We start from the raw sequence: 19,780 nt of genomic DNA, 5'->3' as shown, positions 1-19,780 counted from the left end.
AATTTTATATGAGAGATTTTGTGAGTAGGTATAAAAAAAGGGATTGTGTGTTCGGAATATATGTTCCCTTTTGCGCTGGAGTGTGTTAAATTAAGAAGGGTGAAAATATAGAGACATAAGGAGCAAATAATGCAAGGGAATACACATATTATCGGGGGCATCACGGCTAGCCTTGCTTTTGCACAAATTTCTAATGATAATCCGCTTGTTTTAGTAGGAGCAGGTGTTATCGGTGCATTACTTCCAGATATTTGTCATGGTGGTAGTAAAATCGGGAGGAAGTTTCCCATCATATCAAAAACTGTGAATTCGCTGTTTGGACATCGTTCCTTTACACATAGTTTGCTTTTTTTATTTTTGATTTGGATGCTACTACATACATTTATACCTTACGAATCCATTTCGCTAGGTATTTTATTAGGAATGGCAAGTCATATTTTCCTTGATATGGGGACGAAGAAGGGTGTTAAGCTGTTCTTCCCAGTATCTATTTCAGTACGCCTACCACTTACTACAAAAACGGGTAGTAAAGTTGAAAAGGTAGTATTTATGTTGTTAACGATGCTTTCAGTCTTTTTTAGCTATGAAATGATTGTTAAGCTTATTGATACCGTTTAAGCAAAGGAATCCAATATTAGAGTGAGATGCTCCTTCTTAGGTAGACAGATAAAAGATCTGTTTATCTAAGGGGGAGTATTTTTTCTTCATTCAGAAGTGAAGCGTTAATCAATGTCTACTAAAAATAGTAGCAATTCGTCATGAAAGGATTTTTTGAAAAGTTTTGCCCATCTAAAGAAATATCATAAAAAATAACCTTCGTAGGATATGTAGCTTTACCTCGTTAGAGTCCCACTTATTACTGCATTTTGCTGTATTTCTACGGAGAGTTTTTTCATTAACGAAAATTATAATTTGGTTATTGACCTTTGTGTAACACAAACCTTTATAGTCAATATCAATAGAAATCAGAATCTTCGGAAGATTAAAATTACGAAGGTGGATGGGGGAACTATTATGAAACGACAAACATTAATGCGAACACTGACTTTGTCTCAAGTTGTATTTTTAGGGATTGCATGGAATAACCCGATGGTATTCTTCAATACATATGGAATCGCAACTGTCACTTCCCAAGGTGTCATTATGGGAGCGTATGTTATCGCTTTTCTTGCAATCTTGTTCACTGCTTTTAGTTATGGAAAGATGGCAAAAGCATTTCCAATCGCGGGTTCGGCTTATACATTCACACAAAAATCAATTAATCCACAACTTGGGTTTCTTATCGGTTGGGCAATCATGTTGGATTATATGTTGACACCAATGGTCACTTGTTTATTTTATTAAAAGTCAAGAGTTAAAGTAATTCGCTTGTTACATCAGTATTCTTTATAAAATGTGCAACATTATAATGAGTTCTTTTTAAGCTGAACTAATGCAGAAATTAGTTCAGCTTTTATTTGTGATTAAAATTATATTTAGGAATATTTGTTAAAATTAATTGTAGTATAATTGTGGTGTAAAATCGTACCTTCTTCAACTAACGGAGCAGAATAGTTGAAGAAGGATTTATTTATTCTAAGGAGAACTTATATATTTATTGGGAAAATTAGTAAAGGTGGTTTTCGATTTGAAAAAGATATTAATACTTTATGAGTTTCTCGTTACTGTTAGCATCTTGTAATAATGATAACAGTGGTACCGTCTTTAAAGGAGAAGGAGATAAATGGAGTGGGGAATTTTTGAACTATGTTGAGTATTTACTCAGGAGGTGTTATATTGGATGATTTTATAAAAAAATATGGTCCATGGGCAGTTATAACTGGTGCTACATCAGGGACGGGATATCAATTTGCTCACTTATTAGCAGAAAAGGGCGTTCATTTAGTATTAGTTGCACGTGACGAGAGGACTCTTTTACAAACCAAAGAAATGATCAGGAATCAATATCATGTTCAAGTCAAAACAATTGCGACGGATTTATCAACTTCAGATTCTATTTCTGAAATTAAAAAAGTGACTCGACCATTAGAGGTAGGGTTATTGATCAACAATGCCGGTTATAGCATTACTGGGGAATTTCATTGTGAAGATTGGGAGAATCAAAGTAAACTGCTTGAAACCATATTAAAAACCCCAATGGCACTTACACATTTTTTTGTTAATGAGATGGTTAAACGTGGTCGGGGTGGAGTCATTTTAGTTTCTTCTGCAGTTGCTTATACCTCTGTGCCATTATGGAGTGTTTACTCAGCAGGTAAAGCAGCACTGTTAAACTTTGGGGAAACTATATCACAAGAGTTAAAAAAGTACAATGTTGATGTTTTAACCGTATGTCCCGGAGCAATGAATACTAAATTTCAAGAACGTTCAGGAATTAATACACCCGGCCTTATGGAACCCGAAAAAGTCGCTATTTTGACTCTTAGTTCTCTTGGAGTTAAGACTTCCTTATTACCAGGAATGACGAATAGTATTATTTTTCAAGGGTTAGTACGATTTTTACCAAAGTGTATAAGGTTACCACTAATTGAAAGTCTTATGAAGAAATTCCAAAGGCAAAGTAAGTAGTTTACGGTTACAAATAGATTCGTTAATTCCCATAGATTTTTTATCAGTTAAATGAATAATATGCAAGTAATTATATTGCTTTTATTATTTGCAAAAAAAGCGTTAGATTACTTCAACTAACGGGTGCTTTACTTGAAGATCATTGAGTTGCATAGGCAGCTCTTTTTTTCTTATTGAACTAACGGGGCAGTTTAGTTGAACAAGAAATGTCAATTTAATTTTAATGAAGCTGGGAATACTACACCTAAAATACATTGAGGTGTTAGAAAATGACCAGATCTATTTCACTATTGTTGATTTCATTTTGTTTGTTTTTTTTCTTGACCATATATGCAACTGCAAACGATAAACCCAGTCCTTATGAAGAAATTTATCCTGAAATAGGTTACAAAACTGTGGAAGCTGCATTGGAAGATTTTGAACAGCATTTCAAACAAAAACTTAAGCTTCCGCTTAGGGTACCACCAATAAGCTTTACACATCATTTTGGTAGGTTTGGCGATATTAATGACTCATTTGAAGTGACGTTTATAAATGATCAATTATCCGAAAATCATTATAAAATTGACGTTCGACCGATAAAGAATAATATTCCTATAAGAGAGAAGTACGTGGTAAAAACCTTTGAATTAAAAAATGGAAGTGTAGCCACTTATATGACTATTTCAGGATTTAATGTGCTTGTTTTCGAGAGAGATGATTGGCAGTATATGCTAAGTATTGATAAACGAGTATCAGATAAAGTTACTCCTGAAACCTTGATAGATATAGCCAATTCAATTGATTATTAATTCAAATTGGAAGTTATGTTATTCAACTAACGGGTAGCTTTAGTTGAATAAGATAGATAAACCAGAAGCAACAATCTTTGAGAAAACAGCCAAAATAAAAAAACTCTCATTCATAAGAGAACTCGTCGATTTGAATGGCACTAGCAACCCTTACAGGGGGTTTTAGTTCTACTTGATATAAAACTACTTCATTTGACTTTCAATAGTGTTCAGTTTGTTGTATATTCTATCGTTTTCTTGTGTCGAAAGTGTTTTGAACTCGTTTATATCCATTTTCAAGCCCTCGATCGCCTTATCAAGTTTATCAAAGCGTTGATTCATTCCTGTCATTTCTTGTCTCATCTCAGCTATTTCAGACTTCAACTCAGTTTTCATTGCTGCCATACATTCAGTAATGTTTGAGTGTTCTGAAGAGTATTTTGCAAATCGAATAGTTGATGAATCTGAAATGTTAGAAGGCAATGAATTGGTGACAGCAGCGACTGAACTTATTGATGAACTTTATGATAAACGGGATCGTGAAGAGCCCTCAGAAGGTTCTGAGTGCTTTAAAGCTTATGTTCTAAAACGAATGGTCAAAGAACTCGGAACAGATTTGGAAGGAGAAGTATCAATTAAAACGACTACTAAATTTTTGTCAAAGATCACGGAGGAACATAAAGATTATTTAGAGAGCGCTGTTTAGAAATGAGACACCAAATTTAAAAATCAGGTTTTTTTTGAATTATGTATATAAGAATTGGCTAAACTTCAAAATTCGCTACAATACTATAATCTACTTTAGAAGGTATGTCTCCTATAAACATTAAATCACGTAGCATCGTTAAACGAATGGCAACGTCCATATCGAAGTATTCATTCTCTCCAGCATTTAATTCAGAATAGGGAACTTTTTCGACTATATATTGTTTGCCATCAATAGTCCATACTACGCTTTTTGTTAAAAATGTGGTTTCTGGTTTCACAATGGCAACCTCCTTAGCTAACTGCTTTGAAATTATTTCTACCTCTTGTACATATTTTTCCCGAACGTATGGATATTAAAACATATTCTTTATATATTCTACTCTCTTTCCTATGTTCCTCTAAAGTGGAGGAACGATAGCCGGTGGAAAGCTTCCTTGATATCATTTCACCTTTCAGTTATCAATCATATTGAGATTCTATTATGCTACACAAGCTATGCAGCCACTTTTACCATCCTCTCAAAACTTCCAGTTACAAAAATTGTAATTATCCCTAATTATTAAAATTCGGTATGCAGCTAGAAAAAACCTTTAAATCTACATAAACGTTATTAATCCACATTCGGTACTGGAAAGAGCCTTAGCATAAAAGCTCAGGCTCTTTTTTTCAATTACCATACCGACTCCCCTAAACATATCCTTCTCTTCACCTTCAAAAAAAGATTATCTGCGCCCAATGGAAACACAACATTTGAAAGCAACAATCTTGAACAGCCTTTTTAAAAGATTATTGCTCCACAACTATTGAGGAAGATTGTTCAATTAGAGCAATCTCTTCTTGTGCTAACGGTGCAGAATAATTGAACAATGTTCGGAAACAATATCTCTAAAAAGAGGTCGAGAAAATGAAAAAAGCAGAGGTGTGATAAATGACAATTAGAATTTTATTATTAATACTATTCGTTAGTTTTAATCTTTCAATAGATGCTTCTGCTGAAGTTCTTCTTAAAGCTGCTTATATACGAAATCATCAGCTATGGATGAAGGAAGGAGATAAAGAAATACAGCTTACAACAGATAAGTATGTATCCTCTCCAAAGTGGTCAAAAGATGGTCAGTATATTGCCTATTTAGCAGGTAACGAGAATGGAGAAAAAACGTATCTGTATATTTATGATTTAAAGAAAAAGGAAAGCTATCAACCGTATCCATCAATTGAAACAAGTCAAATAAAATGGTCGCCAACATCAAATCAACTAGCTTACAATTCGGGTGGTGTCTTGAGTGTTACAAAAACAAAAAATGGGCGACCACACGGCTTTGAAAATGTATCCCTAGGTGTTAGTGATTTTGAATGGTTCCCCAATGGAAAAGCGTTTATCGTTTCATCTCAATCTAATTTACTTCCTATTGGATGGGAACCAGTTCGTCTTTTTAAAGTGCCCGTAGATGCCAATCTAGATACGAATAAAATCAAGCCTTTTTACACCATTCAAACAAATACACCCGACTTATTTGCAATTGATGCTAATTATTTTAAGTGGAGCCCTGATGGGAGCTGGGTTAGCTTTCTATTAACACCAACTGCGTCTTGGTCTAATGATAGCAATATATTAGGTGTACTTTCATCAGTTGGAGATCACTTTCAAGTTATAGGGAAAATGCTCGGGTATGAAAAATGGATAAAGTGGGCTCCTACAAGAAATCAACTAGCCTTCATATCGGGTGAAGGAAGATTTTTTGTTGTAAACAAAAGTACAGCCGTTACCGAGATTCCTACATTGAATAAACAAAAGGACTACACACCTAAAGGATATGTAGACCTAGATTTAGAATGGCTTTCTCCAGATGAAATAATTGTTGCTCGGGCGAAAGAAAACAAAGCGTGGAAAGTGGGACCGGTTCCAACTATGTTTACAGCGTTGTATGTAATTAATCTTGAATCAGGAGAACAAAAGCAGCTTACATTTCCAAACAATAAAATAGACAATACACCTCAAGTAGTTGGCTCAACTATTACTTGGTATCGAACATCCGAAAAAGAAGACCGAGGAGATGTTTGGATTAAAGATAGTATGGATGCTCAAGAACATCGGTGGTTAAAAAATGTAGACTCTCCACCAACCTTTTTCTATAAAAAGTAACTGGAACAAGGAATTCAGGAGCTAAAAAAATCATTAATGCAAGATCTAGGCCAAGACTTTAATGATTTAACAAGAGAAGATAAACCTTATGTGATTCTCTCGCTAACCTAACTTTTCAAAATATGGTAAGGTTAAAATGCAGAGTTAATTCTACACTTGTAGATTAGCTCTGCAAATTTGTTTGATATCGTTGCCTAACTAATTTTTCTTGCTTTAATAATTTGGAGTATTTCATTTACAAATTTTAATTTGTGAAGCTTGTGGATGAATATTTCAAACACCGTATAAGTTAACGTATGAGTTTTAATATAAATAATAACATCGTGAAAACCATTATCTTTCGCTTCCATAATAGTTTCTTTAACTTCGGGGAGATCCCTTATTTCACTATAAAGTACTTGCCATATATTTTCTTGATCTTCACATATAATATGACGTGTAACAAAATATTCATATTCACTCAAGAAGTTCTGAGATATCTCTACTGGTTTTAGATCTGCTATCTCCTCCTTCGAAAGTATATAAACCCCATTATCATAATAAGAATATTTAACCTGCCTAATCATAAACTTCATCCTCTCTTGTTTTTCAAAGGAATTATATTCAACTAAATTTCAAAAAACCACACACAAGAGAATGAATTACAAAATATCTACACAGCATAGAATGTTCTGATGAATAAGTATGAAAAATCGTAATTTGTAAGTTTGATGTTATGAGGGCTGAGTAAGAATAATTACTAATAGAGAATAGATAGTATGTAAATCACACTATTCCTAAAATGTTCGCTATTTTTTTATTTCAGTAAAGGGGGAGAAATTATTCTACAGTTTTGTAGATTAAATCTGCCTTTTTGTTTTAGGCTCTTTTCTTAAGGCTGTTTTCGTAAAGATTGTTGCTCTTTAACTAACGGAGCAGGTTAGTACAATAAAGTTAAAAAAACAATGGTAAGTACATCATAATCTTGCAAGAAAATCTAACAAGATTAGTAAAGAAATCACCCCAAATAAAAAGTACTCTCAATAAGAGGTGATTTTATGTGTATTTAAAAGTTATAAGAAATAATAGAAATGTATTATCTGTGTTCCAAAAATATTTCCATTGATCTTTTGTCATCTTTTTCGAGTTGTGCAAAATCTAATACGAACTTAACCCAATTTGATATCTGAGAGTTTTTCTGGGTACTTGTAGCAAACTGAATATCTTTGTAAACAGGATAGAGATCTTGAGAAACTTCATTAAGAAAAGAAGGGTTTAATTCGATTAAAAATTTTCTGTCATCTATTGCTAATTGTTTATGTTCATCTTGGGGGTTAAATAAAATAAATTGTTGATTATTAAGGGTAATCTGACTTCTGTTCGTCTGATAATCTATAGTTCCCATTAAAGAGTAAATAAATTTATAACAATCATCTGAACGCCAGTTGCTCTCTTGACTGAAATCTTTTTTATATAAGAAAACTCCATTATTGTTTTCTAGTAGTAATTTTGTTGAGCTCACATAATCACCTTCTTAGTTATTATAATAATTGTATCATAATGAATAAATGAAGCACGCATTAGTAGTTGGAACGGATAGTCATTCACTTCGAATAAAGATACGCAGCGTATGTTGCAATAGCTACCACTGGCCTCGGAGTGGTCTTTCATCAATTAGATAACTTCAATTGATTTTTTATAAGTACATTTTTTATAAAAGCTGATCCTGCCGCCACCATTATTGTAACGATAAGTATACCAAATCCCATTACCGCAATTACTGGTGGTAACGCATTTGCATAATAAAGGGAAAAAATTCCTAAGACATACAAAACAATAATGACAAATGCACAATATTTTATATGATTTAATCCTTGAACAATGCGACTTGAAAAGATAGATTTACGCTCAATGACTTGAATCATTTTCACTGTTTCATAAATTGCATAAAAAAAGGGCAGCGCTGTCGCATACATTCCTAATAAAATCGGATATCTTAGATATGCAACTTCTGGGTGTATTAGTACGGTTTCCTGTGCTGCCCTTGGCAAAACAAACACACACAATAACAAAATGATAGTACCTATTAAAACAATGACTGAACTTAAAATGGTGGAATTGATTTTTTGCATAGTATTCCCCCTTAATTTTTATAGTTATCAATATAACGTCAGAAAATTCTGAAGGTTCCCGAAAACATTTATGTTGGTTAAAAAATATCCAATAACACAGGTTTTTATTGAATTATCCTGCTTCGTTAGATGAATAACATTAAACCACTGAATCCGCTTAAAAAGCATCTGATAAATGATGCTCTTTACCTTTTCTTAATGCTTCAACTGTGAAATAGTTAGATTTTTGACAAGCTGAAATAAGCATTTGCTCTACCCGATTTTCAAATGCTAATTTTTTATGTAACTCAAGCCGACGATACCAATAAAGATATTTATCTAAATAATATGTGCCAACGCCTTGGAAACGTTCCATCCATCCTTTCAAACGGCGATGGAAGTTATTAACGTGTTGTATGTGGAATATCCCTTTTTTTACTCGTTGATTTTGATTAAGATTAACTGTTTCGTGTTTTAGATTTTTTGCTGCTGCAAATTTTTTATAGTTGGTAGCTGTATCCGTGCATAATAAAGAAGAATGGGCTATATAATCCCCGATAACCCCATCAATTTCTTCTGCTTTCACACGACCTCTACCCGCCATCCTCGCAATAATATTGTTATTTCGATCTTGTGCTACAACTACAGCAATTTTCTGATTTGAAATTCCTCGTTTTTCATCCTTTTCTCCTCGTTTTTTTGGTTTGCGATGTGTAAATCTACGACCTTTTAAAGATTCGCGAAAGAAAGTCTCATCACCTTCAATAATGCCAGATAATTGGTTGAAGCCGTGACTTCCTAAAGCGTTTAAAATCTTATGTCTCCAATGGTAGATATATGAATCTTTAAAGAGTCTGAAATCTTGGGTAATGTAACACCGTTTATCATCATTTTAATGTATTTAATCCATTTTTCCGGATAACGCGAACCTGAAAAAGGCGTATTTGTCATATCATTAAATGTTTTTCCGCAGTCCTTACATAAATATCTTTGTCTAGAACGATATTTACCGTTACGTTTTACGGCAGTACTACCACAATGAAGACAACCTAAACCAGGCGAAAAGCGAGACTCCTTGATCTTAGGAAGTAATTCGTCCATTTTATTTTCCTCTTTTGGATATAGATCTTGTTTCATTGCCCTAAATAAGGCTAGTTGATCTGCTTTTCCTAATTCTCCAACTGCTTCATATACATATCTCCACATTATTGAACGCCTCCTGAAAATGCATTATATTCAACCATATTCAGTATTTTCAAGAGAGCAACAATCTATAAGAAAACAGCCTTTCTTAAAGATTGTTGTTCTTCAACTAACGGGGCAGGTTAGTTGAATAGTGCTGTTTAACTTGTGTTCAACAATCGGGCCAGATTATTGAATATCTGATCAATCTTTTAATTGGATTTTTATGTTAAAATTAATAATTAACAATTAGATTAAAATATATCTGATATTGGAGGAAACCATGGGATACATTATGGATTTAAGAAATTTAGTGGGCAGTCGTCCTCTAATTATGGCTGGTGCATGTGTAATTCTTGTAAATAGTAAAAATGAATTACTGCTACAACTTCGTAAGGACAATAATTGTTGGGGATTGGCTGGTGGTTCCATGGAGATCGGGGAAGCATTAGAACAAGTAGCCAAAAGAGAATTATTAGAAGAGACGGGTTTGATTGCAAATGATTTGACCTTGTTCAATGTTTTTTCTGGACAAGAATTCTACTATAAATATCCTCATGGTGATGAAGTACATAATGTAGTAGCAGCTTATATTTGTAGAGATTATAAAGGGACATTAAAAAGAGAAGAAAATGAAGTTGATGCCTTAAAATTCTTTAATATGACTGACCTTCCTTCGAATATCAGTCCACCAGATTTACCAATTGTTAATGAATATTTACATAAGTTTTTATAAAGCAAACGGCCGCGATTGTTGAATAAGCTTCACTTTTCTTCTTCAACTAACGGGGTGCTTTACTTGAAGATCTTTGAGTTGCATAGGCAGCTCTTTTTTTCTTTATTGAACTAACGGGGCAGGTTAGTTCAGCAAAATAGAGAGAGCCTATATATGGTACAATCTTGATAAAGAGTAAATTATAGATAAACAGTTACTTGAAAGGAAGTCAAATATGAAAAATCATAATACACCAACTTTAGAAACAGAACGTTTGGTATTAAGAAAATTCACTGAAAATGACATAGAAGCCCTATTTGCTATCTACAAAGATGAAGAAGTGAATACCTATTTGCCGTGGTTTCCTTTAAAATCATTGGAAGAAGCTGAGAATTTTTTCAAAGACAAATATATCGAAGCCTATAAGCAGTCAAAAGGATATAAATATGCTATCTGCTTAAAGGAAGATAATATACCAATAGGCTATGTAAACGTGAGTATTGAAGAGAACCACGATTTAGGGTATGGACTGAGAAAAGAATTTTGGCATAAAGGAATTGTAACAGAAGCGAGTAGAGCTGTTGTTGAACAAGTAAAAAAAAGACGGTTTTCTTTATATCACTGCTACTCACGATATTGAAAATCCTCGCAGTGGCGGAGTTATGAAGCAGTTAGGTATGGAATATAAATATTCCTTTGAAGAACAATGGCAGCCTAAAGATATACTGGTTATATTCCGAATGTATCAATTAAACTTTGACGGGCAAAATGCTCGTGTGTATAAAGAATACTGGAATAAATATGCTGTTCATTTTATAGAAAATGATATATAAATTCCAGTTTGACAAGTAGTTGATTGTAACAGAATGAAAGAAAGTTAATCGTTGTGAAATATTGCACTTAAACTATCGGGTGCTTTAGTTGAATAAGGCTCATTTAATTGAACAAGCTTTTTTAAAAATGGAGTTTTTGCACTTTCTGATAAATAAAGGTTGAAGGGGATTTTTTATTCTAAAGCTACACGAGGACTTTAGTTGAACAAGATAGTTAAAAACTAGTCTTGTTAAAAGTAATTTAACAAGGCTAGTTTTGTATCTCGTTAATTATCTATTTGAACTGCTCAAATTGATTAGTTACCCATCGTTCTTGATTTTCTGCAATGTATTTTTCAACTGCTATTAATCTATTCACCAAATCCTCTTTTGAAAGCTGCAAATACCTCTTTTTGGTGATATTTACATCACGTTTAGATGAAATCCTTCTTATAGATGCTTCGTCAAATGTAGAAGGTATTACTGGTTTTTTACGCGTGTTTTTTACTTTATACGTTCTGCTATGCTTTCGATAATAAGAATGTAGTTCTTCATTGCGTTTAATCGTATTTAGATGGATGCCTTTTCCTTTTTCATCAAACGCTTTTGAATACTCACTAATGTTGTGATAAGTTACTGGAATCTCTTGTTCTACGAGAAAATCAATCGTTTGAATACCAATAGTAAGTGAACGGTCTCTACGTTTTTGATACACTTTATCAATCCATTGCCGCTTATCTGAATGGATTGCGCTTTGTGATTGGTTCATAATGACGTTCCTCTCTATCTTGTTTTATCAAGCCAATCTCTTTTAGTTCGATTTTTGCTTGCTTTGCCATTTCTTTCGCTTTACGAACTTCAACTTCTAACCCCATCTGCTTGAAGCGTTTCTCCATATCTTTTGATAATTGAATAACTTCTAAAAGTTCATCTTCTTGGTCCGGTTCAGGTACTTTCGCTTTACAACCCAAACATTCCATTTTAGTGGGGCAAACGTAATCAGTTACACATGTACCACCTAATACCTTATTAAACACACCGACTTTTTCCATGTAATCGTCTAATTCTTCTTGTAACTCTTTTGGGCTTCTTACATACGATACTTGCTTTCTATATGCTTTGGGCAGTATTCATACCAATACAAAAGCATTCACCTCCACTAATTAAAAACAACTAATATTACTTTAACTTTTTACTTTGTAATATGGTACATACTTTAATAAATTACAATGTAATACTTAACAAAATAAAAAATGTACACCACTAAAATTTATTTTAGTAATGTACATCTTCATAATTTGTGCAACATTATAAACAAGTTATGATCGAATCAAACACCATGTACAATTACTTGTTTTTAACCTTACAGAGTAATGTCTACTGTTTTTTTAAATGCAATATTCCCTGGAGTCCCTCACGCCCTGTGGATTATCCTATTAACTGCAACTATTGTAATACCTAGCATCTTGGGTGTTAAGTTCACCGCATCCACTGGTAAGATTTTTGTTATTGCACAAGTCATATTTGTTTTCATCTTCTGGATTTTGACGATCAAAAGCTTATTGGCAGATGTAGGAGCAGTTACACTTTTTTCCATTCAGCCTTTGTTCAATGCAGAAATCAAATTGCCAGTGATTTTGGCAGGAGCATCAATTCTTTGTTTCAGTTTTCTTGGCTTCGACTCTCTTACTACATTGTCTGAAGAAACGATGACTACAGATGAGATCAAGGAATATCTTAATGAACGCAATTTCAGTAAATCGTTAGATATCATGAAAATCAAACACGCAGAACTTGTTTCAAATCTGAAAGAATTGAACGAGATGGAAGAAAACATCAGGGGGAAGATTGCCTATTTGGAACAAGTGGAAAGAGAAAGTGAACTTCAGAAAGTCATATTCTGTGAAATGAAAAGTAGGCGATTACTTACCTTGCATGAGAAAATCAATAATAACTTCGAACTTTGTTATGGTGTATTGAATTTAGAAAATATGCTTACGGAGAAGACACCGATTCTTGCTACCAACAGACGGCATTATTATCGAAGAAACGAATCTAAAATTGGGGCGTTTTGAGGAACCTTCCACTATTTTCATCGTGGCAAAAAACAAGGAAGATATTCCAAATACATATCAATTAACGATTCCAGGGGGATTATTTGCATGTATCCGTTACAATGGAGAATTATTGTCGAGTCGTAGTGAAAGTTTAAGAAAAATACTTCATTATCTTAACAAAAACAGCTATCAGATCACTGGTGATGCATTGCAAATCATGCATCTAGATATTACGATTACGGATAAACCGAATGAGATAACCTTTGAAATCCAAGTTCCCTTTCGAAAACTATGATGCATGACAAACTTGTGAGAAATTATTTCAGTGAAACCATTTTTATTAAATTTTTTGTATAAATTTTCTTGATAAACAAACATTGGATTTGTAATAAAGAACGAACTAAATAACGAGTAAACGGCTTAAGTCTATTAAATACAGGCTCAAGCCGTTTAAATATTTTATAATGGTCACTGTCTACTTGATAGGTGGTTTATTTAAGGTAAGGCAACGGTTCTAGTCACCTTGTACCTCTTCAACCGTTTGCTCTACTTCTGCTCGTGACATTTTTTCACGACCTTCTTGCATTGCCTTCAATGTTTTGTGGGCTAATGCAAGTGGTAATCGACAGAATAATAATACCGTTCGTTTATTAATATCTTTCATATAAAGATCAGCTTTCGCAAGATTTTCCTCTGCGTATGCAAATAAATCTTCGCTTGTCCAGCCATCAGGAACGAAACTTACTCCACGCTCGTCCAAATCCTCATGCTGATTGCGTAAAATATTGACTGCTTGGAGACCTCGGCCATAGCCAATCGCTAAATCGCGATCTGTTTGAATGTCTGCACCCCACGCCCAAAGCTCGGACAACATTGTCCCAACAAGCCCAGCAACGTAGTATGTATAATCATCTAAATCCTCTCGCGTATGCACCTGCCAGTTTGCTTTTGCCCACTTCGCCATCCCAAATGCCATTTCACTCGTTGAATCTTGGACAATTTTACGTGAGCCTTCAGGACAAAACGTTAGCCAATCTGCTAAACGAAGAGATACCTCAGGTAGCTGCTCTGCATATGGCGCTAATAATGCTTCATAGGCTTCAGCATTAAATGGTTCACTTAATAACTCGCTTGTTGCCGTAAGTAAATCGAATTTCACATCATTAGAAAGGTTTTCATGATCTTCAATTTCATCTATAGCACGCATTGCTAAATATGCGGCTGCCACTGACAATTTTAAATCATTTTTTAAAAAAGTAATCGGTATATAAAAAGTGCGACTAGTATCCTTTAAAACTTGCATCGCTTCTTTATAAAGTTTCTTTTGATCTTTCACTTGTATTCCTCCGTTCAAATGGTAACACATCTATAGTATATCGTATCGTAAAAGTGATGAAAGATAAAACAGATTGTTCAATTTATAATCAACTATTTTCAAATGGTATAGATTAAGACAAAGAGAGTGTTGATAACGATGTTGTAATTTTTACAGGTAGGGACGGGCACAGCAATGGCAAAAATTGATTTCAATAAGCGAACTAGTGATTGTTGGTGAATTTCAGCTAGAATTGCAAAAGAAGTGATAATGCATCGAGTATCATTGCATTTTCACTTCTTTTGTTTTTATAGTAGAATAATGTTAAAGTTATAAAAATGCGACGAATATCGTGTGATTAATAGAAAATAATTGATATTTTTCGTGTTTTTTTCATGAAAGTTTGCTAAGTTATTGCACATTTATTTCAACAGCGTTAAAGTTTAGGAAGGACAAAGATACAACTTCACTTTTCGAGTAATTGCTGCTGACGCTTCGCTTTCGCGCAGTAAACAATTGTAGCTGTAGATTTGCTTTCGGTACTGAAATACAATTCATCGGATTTTGGCACAATAACTCCTTGCAAAATCCGTGACATTTGTTGATGCATGAACGTTATTCACAGGCTTCAAACGCCTCTTGAATAAAAGCAAAATCTAGTATATATCTCACCTTCTGAAATAGAGATTATACGTAAAGTCAAAGGAGAATGGTATGCCAAAGGCTATAGGTATTGATGCAGGCGGAACATTGACAAAAGTTGCTTATTTAGATGAGCATAATGAGCTCGTTTTAACAACTTTCCCGTCAAATGATTTGCTAGCTGTGCAGAATTGGATTATTAATCATCCAGATATTGAGGATATTGGTGTTACGGGAGGGCGTACAGAACAATTACTGGATGTCATCAAAACAATGAAATCGATTCATTATATAGTAGAGTTTGAAGCCACATTGAAGGGCGTTCGATTTTTGTTGCATAAAGAGGGGTACTTCTTCGAGCGAAGTATGATTACTAATATTGGTACTGGTACTTCAATTCATTATATGGAAGATAATACGCATATTCGTGTTGGTGGGACAGGCGTTGGTGGTGGAACATTGATTGGATTGTCAGCGCTTACAACCGGCATCACGGATTATAATGAAATAAGAGAACTGGCCTCTAAGGGTAATCGAGAAGAAATTGATTTACTAGTAAAGGATATTTATCAAGGGATGGACACACCTATTGATGGGCAATTGACAGCTAGTAATTTTGGGAAAGTTGGTATTACAGAGTCTGTCAAACATCCAACTGAAGATATTATTGCAACTGTACAAGGGCTTGTCGGTGAGGTTATTACTACACTTAGTATTCAATATGCCGAAGAAAAAAATACTCAACATATCGTTTATATCGGTTCAACTTTAAGTAATAATGAACATCTTACACGTGTTATTGCCAATTACACACGTACGAAAAAACATACACCAGTCTTTATAAATGACCACGGTTTTTCAGGTGCAGTTGGTGCATTATTAAATATAACTGAATATACAATTGTCTAACTACAATGTACATTACTAATTAATATTAGTGATGTACATTTTTTTTATCTTCATTCAGTAGAAGAGTTCTACCTATAAAGGTGGTGAGACGAATGCAGATGTGGTTCCTTTTCAGTGAGTGTCCAAACACCTACGAAAATAGAGGAACTCAGTCTAAGAACGCCACGTCCTGTGACAACGACTGAGTGACCAACATCACGTTGGCCCAAAGCCTCCGGCGGATGTCACGGATTTTGAAAGGAAGGAATAAAGGATGTTAGCCTAAAACCTTCGCATCCTGCGAAAACGGCTAACTGACCTGCATCGGTAAAAACGCCACGTCCTGTGGCATTACCGAAATGACCAACATCGTGTTGGCCCTCGGTAAAAACGCCACGTCCTGTGGCATTACCGAAATGACCGACATCGTGTCGGCCCTCGTGCAGGCCTAGGCACAATTCAAAATCCGGACGCAATTACGCCAAGGCGAAATTGATTGGACTGGAAACCTTTTAGTAATGCCTGCAGTTATCCCCAAAGCATAAAACCTTTTATCCTGAGCACATTACATGTAGGAGGTGAATATCCGTGGCCAATAGAAACACCAATAGAAACAACAAAAACAACAATAAAACAATGAATGTTAGAACGCATAATCCTTTTGATACCTATAAAAAAATAGACCTCGATAAATCCAATAGTAATAACAATAACCCGAATGACAATCTAAATGAAGAATTCGCTGCAGAATTTGATGCGAAAGCCAAAAATAAAGATAATAAAACGAACCATAAGAAAAATCAGCAGTCCAACAAAAACAAATAACTGAAATATTGGAGGCTTAAATAATGGCAAAGAAGAATAAAACAAGCTTCAAAAAGAAAAAGAAAGAAGATACACATAAAAGAAATGATCGTGAAGAATACTCAGCAGAATTTAATCAAGTAATTCATAACAATCCTCAACAACCAAAACAATCCAGTAAAAGATAACGAAAACTGCTCCTTAAGGTTGAGAATACTTAAGGAGCACTTATTTTTTGCTGTTTTGGCTACTTTATACCAAAAGAATATGAAAGGTTGATTAACTTGCGAAAATTTTGTGTGAAACTTGGCATTTTTCTTGTATTGTTTGCTGTATTTATAAATACCCCAAAAATTACTTATGCTCAACAGGGAATACCAGCCCATGCTCAATGGGGAAAAGTAGCGATAAAAGAGACACATGCAAAATACCCTCAAGCAAAAATCCTCGATTATTTGCATGAGGGAAGCGAGGTTATTGAAGACTCCACTATTGAAAAATTTAAGCTTTGGCTAAAACAAAGTGACAAGGAATTCGGTGTAAAGGTTCGAATCAAATATGTAACCAATACAAATAAAGTAGTGAAAATTGAATTCCAAGAAACCACTCCATAAAATAAGAGGATGCCTACTTTCAGGCATCCTCATTCCGTTAGCTTTCTAGCTTTTTAATAAATTCTCGCATTAATCCAGGTAAATCTGGCCATGCATGACCACTAATTAAATTGCCGTCTGTGTGAAGATTAGCATCGATATACGTTGCACCTGCTACTTGAACTTCGGGCTTGCAGGCAATATAGGCTGTTAGTTCACGTCCTTTCAGAACTTCTGGAATGGTCGCGAAAATTTGAGCTGCGTGACATACAGCAGCGATTGGTTTATTTGTTTCAAAGAAATGGCTCACTAGTGCTGGAACATGTTCATTTAAACGAATGTATTCTGGCGCTCGTCCACCAGGAATGATGAGCCCGTCAAATCGTGCTGGATCTACTTCTGCAAAGGATGAGTGTGCTTCTAAGCCATATGCTGTACGCTCGATGTATGTATCGACACCATCGACAAAATCGTGCAATACAGTCTGTAATTTCTTTGCAGATGGTGCTGCAATCGTTACATCATAGCCAGCCTCAAGACAACGATAATAAGGATAAAAAATTTCTAAAGCTTCAACTGCGTCTCCTGCAAGTATTAATACCTTTTTCCCCATGCTTCCATCTCCTTTTATTTGTAATCTATTAGCTTAATTCGACATTTTCAAAAATTTCCCTTCTGATATTTAGTACGTCGGAGAAAATCGCTGATAAATGCAAGCTAATAGCTGATGATAATGAATCATACGTCAGTCGGCTAAGAATCATTACGCTTAAAATGCACGCCATCAAATCTTCAAACAACTTGCTTTACAACGAAAAAAATGAAGCGTATAGTACTTATTTAGCTAGGTAAATAAATTCAGGAGGACAATAACATGAATCCTATATTTCATGCTTTATTCCAAAAAAGTCGTTATTTAACGAATTGTTTAAATGAAGTACTGAAACAGCACAACTTGTATAGCTCACAATGGGCTATTTTATATTGCTTACATAATCATGGGCCAATGACATTAACACAAATTTGGAAGTATTTAAACGTTGAGGCACCAAGTATAACTAGAGCAATTACTCGACTCGAGACTTTAGGTTGGGTACTTAGAATTGATGGTGAAGATAAACGTGAAAAAATCGTTACCTTATCACCATATGCAGAGGAACATTTGCCTGCTATCACTAAAACTATCTTAGCTTTTGAGGAAGAAATGGTAGGGGCATTGACTGTCGAGGAACAACAGCAATTTATAATTTTATTGGAAAAAATGAAAGGTTGATAGACGTGCAGCAAGAGGAGAATACAAAAATATGGACGAAGCGGTTTATTAGTCTCTTTTTAACAAATATCTCGGTATTTTTTGTTTTTTATGGATTGGTAACGACTTTGCCGCTATATGCGATTGGTGAGTTGCACCAGACAGACAAGGAAGCGGGATTGTTGATATCAGGATTTTTATTATCAGCCATTATCGTTCGTCCTTTTTCGGGTAAACTATTAGATGTTTTTGGGAAGAAAAAGCTTTTAGTTATTTCAATTATAGGCTATTTTTTATGTACAGTTTTATATTTATTTATTCATCCTTTTGGACTTTTACTAGGACTACGTTTTATTCAAGGGATTTTCTTTAGTATTATTACAACAGCAGCTGGCTCTTTAGCTGCAGATATAGTGCCAGCCAATCGAAAAGGTGCAGGTCTAGGCTATTTCGCAATGTCTACTAACTTAGCAGTAGTTATTGGACCATTTATCGGTTTGCTGCTTATTCAATATTGTAGCTTCAATGTATTATTTATTGTGATGAGTATTTGTATATTAGCAGGGGGCAGCCTAGCTGTAACGATAAAAACTGATGATTTACCCAACCCTAAACATCAGGGTAAATTGACGTTTAAATTTGATGATTTATTTGAACGTCGTGCACTTCCAGTTGCGGCGATTGCTAGTTTAGTAGCTTTTTCATATTCGAGTGTTTTATCGTTTTTATCAGTCTACGCACAGCAAAAAGATTTAATGGCTGTAGCGAGTCTATTTTATGCAGTTTTTGCAGCAGCAATGCTTATTACACGTCCGTATACAGGTAAACTTTATGATACAAAAGGGCCGCAGTTTGTTATTATACCTGGTATTATACTCTTTGCTATCGGTCTTGTTATGCTTGCATTTGTCACAGGAGCAGCATTGTTTTTATTTGCAGCCATCTTTATTGGATTTGGCTATGGGGCAGTGACTACAAGCTTACAAGCAATAGCTATACAGTCTACATCACATACACGTAGTGGCTATGCAACAGCAACGTTCTTTACCATGTTTGACATAGGCATTGCGCTTGGCTCTTATATTTTAGGAATGGTGGCCGTGCAAGCAGGCTATGCTTCAGTATATCTAGCTGGAGCAGGCCTACTAGTTGTTGTCTTTATCATTTATTTAATACGTTTAGCAAAAATAAAATCGAAAAAAGTAGCACATGTATAAAGAAAAAAACAGTTGGGATTTCCC

The 19,780-nt window shown here is 34.6% G+C and carries 26 protein-coding genes and 2 pseudogenes; 17 read left to right on the top strand and 11 right to left on the bottom strand.

The genetic code is table 11. From position 1 onward, the window contains the following. Window positions 1-129: 129 nt before the first annotated feature. The 4 genes from ACIQLB_RS00340 (at window position 130) to ACIQLB_RS00325 (ending at window position 3,359) form a co-directional block, all read left to right on the top strand. The gene (locus ACIQLB_RS00340; RefSeq protein WP_400719650.1) at window positions 130-618 is read left to right on the top strand and encodes a metal-dependent hydrolase; all 489 of its coding nucleotides are present in this window, start codon (window positions 130-132) and stop codon (window positions 616-618) included. 396 nt (window positions 619-1,014) lie between these two features. Next, the gene (locus ACIQLB_RS00335; RefSeq protein ID WP_400719648.1) at window positions 1,015-1,344 is read left to right on the top strand and encodes an APC family permease; all 330 of its coding nucleotides are present in this window, start codon (window positions 1,015-1,017) and stop codon (window positions 1,342-1,344) included. Between the two features lie 432 nt (window positions 1,345-1,776). Continuing rightward, entirely contained in the window at window positions 1,777-2,568 is a 792-nt protein-coding gene (locus ACIQLB_RS00330; RefSeq protein ID WP_049666109.1) for an SDR family NAD(P)-dependent oxidoreductase, read from the top strand. Window positions 2,569-2,837: 269 nt separating this feature from the next. Continuing rightward, window positions 2,838-3,359, top strand: a complete 522-nt coding sequence (locus ACIQLB_RS00325) for a hypothetical protein (RefSeq protein WP_400719645.1) — start codon at window positions 2,838-2,840, stop codon at window positions 3,357-3,359. Window positions 3,360-3,542: 183 nt separating this feature from the next. Here the strand turns inward: ACIQLB_RS00325 and ACIQLB_RS00320 are convergent, their stop codons facing one another. Next, the gene (locus ACIQLB_RS00320) at window positions 3,543-3,743 is read right to left on the bottom strand and encodes a hypothetical protein (RefSeq protein ID WP_400719643.1); all 201 of its coding nucleotides are present in this window, start codon (window positions 3,741-3,743) and stop codon (window positions 3,543-3,545) included. 64 nt (window positions 3,744-3,807) lie between these two features. Between ACIQLB_RS00320 and ACIQLB_RS00315 the strand changes: the two genes are divergently transcribed. Beyond that, on the top strand, window positions 3,808-4,044 hold the full coding sequence (locus ACIQLB_RS00315) for a hypothetical protein (RefSeq protein WP_400719641.1): 237 nt from the start codon (window positions 3,808-3,810) through the stop codon (window positions 4,042-4,044). A 58-nt stretch (window positions 4,045-4,102) separates the two neighbouring features. On the opposite strand, the gene ACIQLB_RS00310 is transcribed toward ACIQLB_RS00315, so the two are convergent. Continuing rightward, window positions 4,103-4,324, bottom strand: a complete 222-nt coding sequence (locus tag ACIQLB_RS00310) for a hypothetical protein (RefSeq protein ID WP_400719639.1) — start codon at window positions 4,322-4,324, stop codon at window positions 4,103-4,105. Between the two features lie 650 nt (window positions 4,325-4,974). Between ACIQLB_RS00310 and ACIQLB_RS00305 the strand changes: the two genes are divergently transcribed. Continuing rightward, on the top strand, window positions 4,975-6,189 hold the full coding sequence (locus ACIQLB_RS00305) for a translocation protein TolB (protein WP_400719637.1): 1,215 nt from the start codon (window positions 4,975-4,977) through the stop codon (window positions 6,187-6,189). A 194-nt stretch (window positions 6,190-6,383) separates the two neighbouring features. On the opposite strand, the gene ACIQLB_RS00300 is transcribed toward ACIQLB_RS00305, so the two are convergent. From ACIQLB_RS00300 to ACIQLB_RS00285, 4 genes and pseudogenes are all read right to left on the bottom strand, one after another. After that, a complete protein-coding gene (locus tag ACIQLB_RS00300) occupies window positions 6,384-6,755 on the bottom strand; it encodes a hypothetical protein (protein WP_400719635.1) in 372 nt (123 codons plus the stop codon). Window positions 6,756-7,264: 509 nt separating this feature from the next. Continuing rightward, window positions 7,265-7,690 carry a cupin domain-containing protein gene (locus ACIQLB_RS00295; RefSeq protein ID WP_400719633.1) on the bottom strand — a complete coding sequence of 142 codons (426 nt, stop codon included), beginning with the start codon at window positions 7,688-7,690 and terminating at the stop codon, window positions 7,265-7,267. Between the two features lie 148 nt (window positions 7,691-7,838). Then, entirely contained in the window at window positions 7,839-8,300 is a 462-nt protein-coding gene (locus tag ACIQLB_RS00290; RefSeq protein ID WP_400719631.1) for a DUF2975 domain-containing protein, read from the bottom strand. 157 nt (window positions 8,301-8,457) lie between these two features. After that, window positions 8,458-9,485 (bottom strand): annotated as a pseudogene (locus ACIQLB_RS00285) (IS1595 family transposase). Window positions 9,486-9,744: 259 nt separating this feature from the next. On the opposite strand from ACIQLB_RS00285, the gene ACIQLB_RS00280 reads away from it, so the two are divergent. The 3 genes from ACIQLB_RS00280 to ACIQLB_RS00270 all read left to right on the top strand — a co-directional run bounded on the left by ACIQLB_RS00280 (window position 9,745) and on the right by ACIQLB_RS00270 (window position 11,009). Next, window positions 9,745-10,197, top strand: a complete 453-nt coding sequence (locus ACIQLB_RS00280; protein ID WP_400719629.1) for an NUDIX hydrolase — start codon at window positions 9,745-9,747, stop codon at window positions 10,195-10,197. 214 nt (window positions 10,198-10,411) lie between these two features. Beyond that, entirely contained in the window at window positions 10,412-10,816 is a 405-nt protein-coding gene (locus ACIQLB_RS00275) for a GNAT family N-acetyltransferase (RefSeq protein ID WP_400719627.1), read from the top strand. 22 nt (window positions 10,817-10,838) lie between these two features. Beyond that, complete coding sequence (locus ACIQLB_RS00270) at window positions 10,839-11,009, top strand: hypothetical protein (protein WP_400719625.1); 171 nt, start codon at window positions 10,839-10,841, stop codon at window positions 11,007-11,009. A gap of 274 nt (window positions 11,010-11,283) precedes the next feature. Here ACIQLB_RS00270 and ACIQLB_RS00265 read toward each other — a convergent pair whose 3' ends face one another. Continuing rightward, on the bottom strand, window positions 11,284-11,757 hold the full coding sequence (locus tag ACIQLB_RS00265) for a hypothetical protein (protein WP_400719623.1): 474 nt from the start codon (window positions 11,755-11,757) through the stop codon (window positions 11,284-11,286). Then, window positions 11,723-12,082, bottom strand: a pseudogene (locus ACIQLB_RS00260) (site-specific integrase); the annotation flags it as partial. The gene ACIQLB_RS00265 and the pseudogene ACIQLB_RS00260, both read right to left, overlap by 35 nt. Before the next feature lie 279 nt (window positions 12,083-12,361). On the opposite strand from ACIQLB_RS00260, the gene ACIQLB_RS00255 reads away from it, so the two are divergent. Continuing rightward, window positions 12,362-13,063 (top strand): hypothetical protein, encoded by a 702-nt coding sequence (locus tag ACIQLB_RS00255; RefSeq protein WP_400719621.1) that lies wholly within the window; start codon window positions 12,362-12,364, stop codon window positions 13,061-13,063. Next, entirely contained in the window at window positions 13,005-13,340 is a 336-nt protein-coding gene (locus ACIQLB_RS00250; protein WP_400719619.1) for a GyrI-like domain-containing protein, read from the top strand. Before ACIQLB_RS00255 ends, ACIQLB_RS00250 begins: the two co-directional genes overlap by 59 nt. A gap of 219 nt (window positions 13,341-13,559) precedes the next feature. Here the strand turns inward: ACIQLB_RS00250 and ACIQLB_RS00245 are convergent, their stop codons facing one another. After that, window positions 13,560-14,381 (bottom strand): squalene/phytoene synthase family protein, encoded by an 822-nt coding sequence (locus ACIQLB_RS00245; protein WP_400719617.1) that lies wholly within the window; start codon window positions 14,379-14,381, stop codon window positions 13,560-13,562. A 693-nt stretch (window positions 14,382-15,074) separates the two neighbouring features. On the opposite strand from ACIQLB_RS00245, the gene coaW reads away from it, so the two are divergent. After that, window positions 15,075-15,911 (top strand): type II pantothenate kinase, encoded by an 837-nt coding sequence (gene coaW / locus ACIQLB_RS00240; RefSeq protein ID WP_400719615.1) that lies wholly within the window; start codon window positions 15,075-15,077, stop codon window positions 15,909-15,911. Between the two features lie 224 nt (window positions 15,912-16,135). Here the strand turns inward: coaW and ACIQLB_RS00235 are convergent, their stop codons facing one another. Further along, a complete protein-coding gene (locus ACIQLB_RS00235; RefSeq protein WP_400719613.1) occupies window positions 16,136-16,348 on the bottom strand; it encodes a hypothetical protein in 213 nt (70 codons plus the stop codon). Window positions 16,349-16,478: 130 nt separating this feature from the next. On the opposite strand from ACIQLB_RS00235, the gene ACIQLB_RS00230 reads away from it, so the two are divergent. The 3 genes from ACIQLB_RS00230 to ACIQLB_RS00220 all read left to right on the top strand — a co-directional run bounded on the left by ACIQLB_RS00230 (window position 16,479) and on the right by ACIQLB_RS00220 (window position 17,308). Then, the gene (locus tag ACIQLB_RS00230) at window positions 16,479-16,715 is read left to right on the top strand and encodes a hypothetical protein (protein ID WP_400719611.1); all 237 of its coding nucleotides are present in this window, start codon (window positions 16,479-16,481) and stop codon (window positions 16,713-16,715) included. A gap of 23 nt (window positions 16,716-16,738) precedes the next feature. Further along, window positions 16,739-16,882, top strand: a complete 144-nt coding sequence (locus ACIQLB_RS00225) for a hypothetical protein (RefSeq protein WP_185903432.1) — start codon at window positions 16,739-16,741, stop codon at window positions 16,880-16,882. Between the two features lie 111 nt (window positions 16,883-16,993). Continuing rightward, a complete protein-coding gene (locus tag ACIQLB_RS00220; RefSeq protein WP_400719608.1) occupies window positions 16,994-17,308 on the top strand; it encodes a DUF3889 domain-containing protein in 315 nt (104 codons plus the stop codon). Window positions 17,309-17,345: 37 nt separating this feature from the next. Here the strand turns inward: ACIQLB_RS00220 and ACIQLB_RS00215 are convergent, their stop codons facing one another. Further along, window positions 17,346-17,900, bottom strand: coding sequence for a DJ-1/PfpI family protein (locus tag ACIQLB_RS00215; protein ID WP_400719606.1), 555 nt, complete (start codon window positions 17,898-17,900; stop codon window positions 17,346-17,348). Between the two features lie 261 nt (window positions 17,901-18,161). Between ACIQLB_RS00215 and ACIQLB_RS00210 the strand changes: the two genes are divergently transcribed. Together ACIQLB_RS00210 and ACIQLB_RS00205 are read left to right on the top strand one after the other, a co-directional pair. Beyond that, the gene (locus tag ACIQLB_RS00210) at window positions 18,162-18,560 is read left to right on the top strand and encodes a MarR family winged helix-turn-helix transcriptional regulator (RefSeq protein WP_400719603.1); all 399 of its coding nucleotides are present in this window, start codon (window positions 18,162-18,164) and stop codon (window positions 18,558-18,560) included. Window positions 18,561-18,565: 5 nt separating this feature from the next. After that, a complete protein-coding gene (locus ACIQLB_RS00205) occupies window positions 18,566-19,756 on the top strand; it encodes an MFS transporter (protein WP_400719601.1) in 1,191 nt (396 codons plus the stop codon). Window positions 19,757-19,780: the final 24 nt, after the last annotated feature.

The organism is Lysinibacillus sp. NPDC092081 (assembly GCF_044755845.1).
Lineage (GTDB): Bacteria > Bacillota > Bacilli > Bacillales_A > Planococcaceae > Lysinibacillus.
Note: the sequence above shows the minus strand (reverse complement) of the source record. Positions and strands in the feature narration are given on the sequence as shown.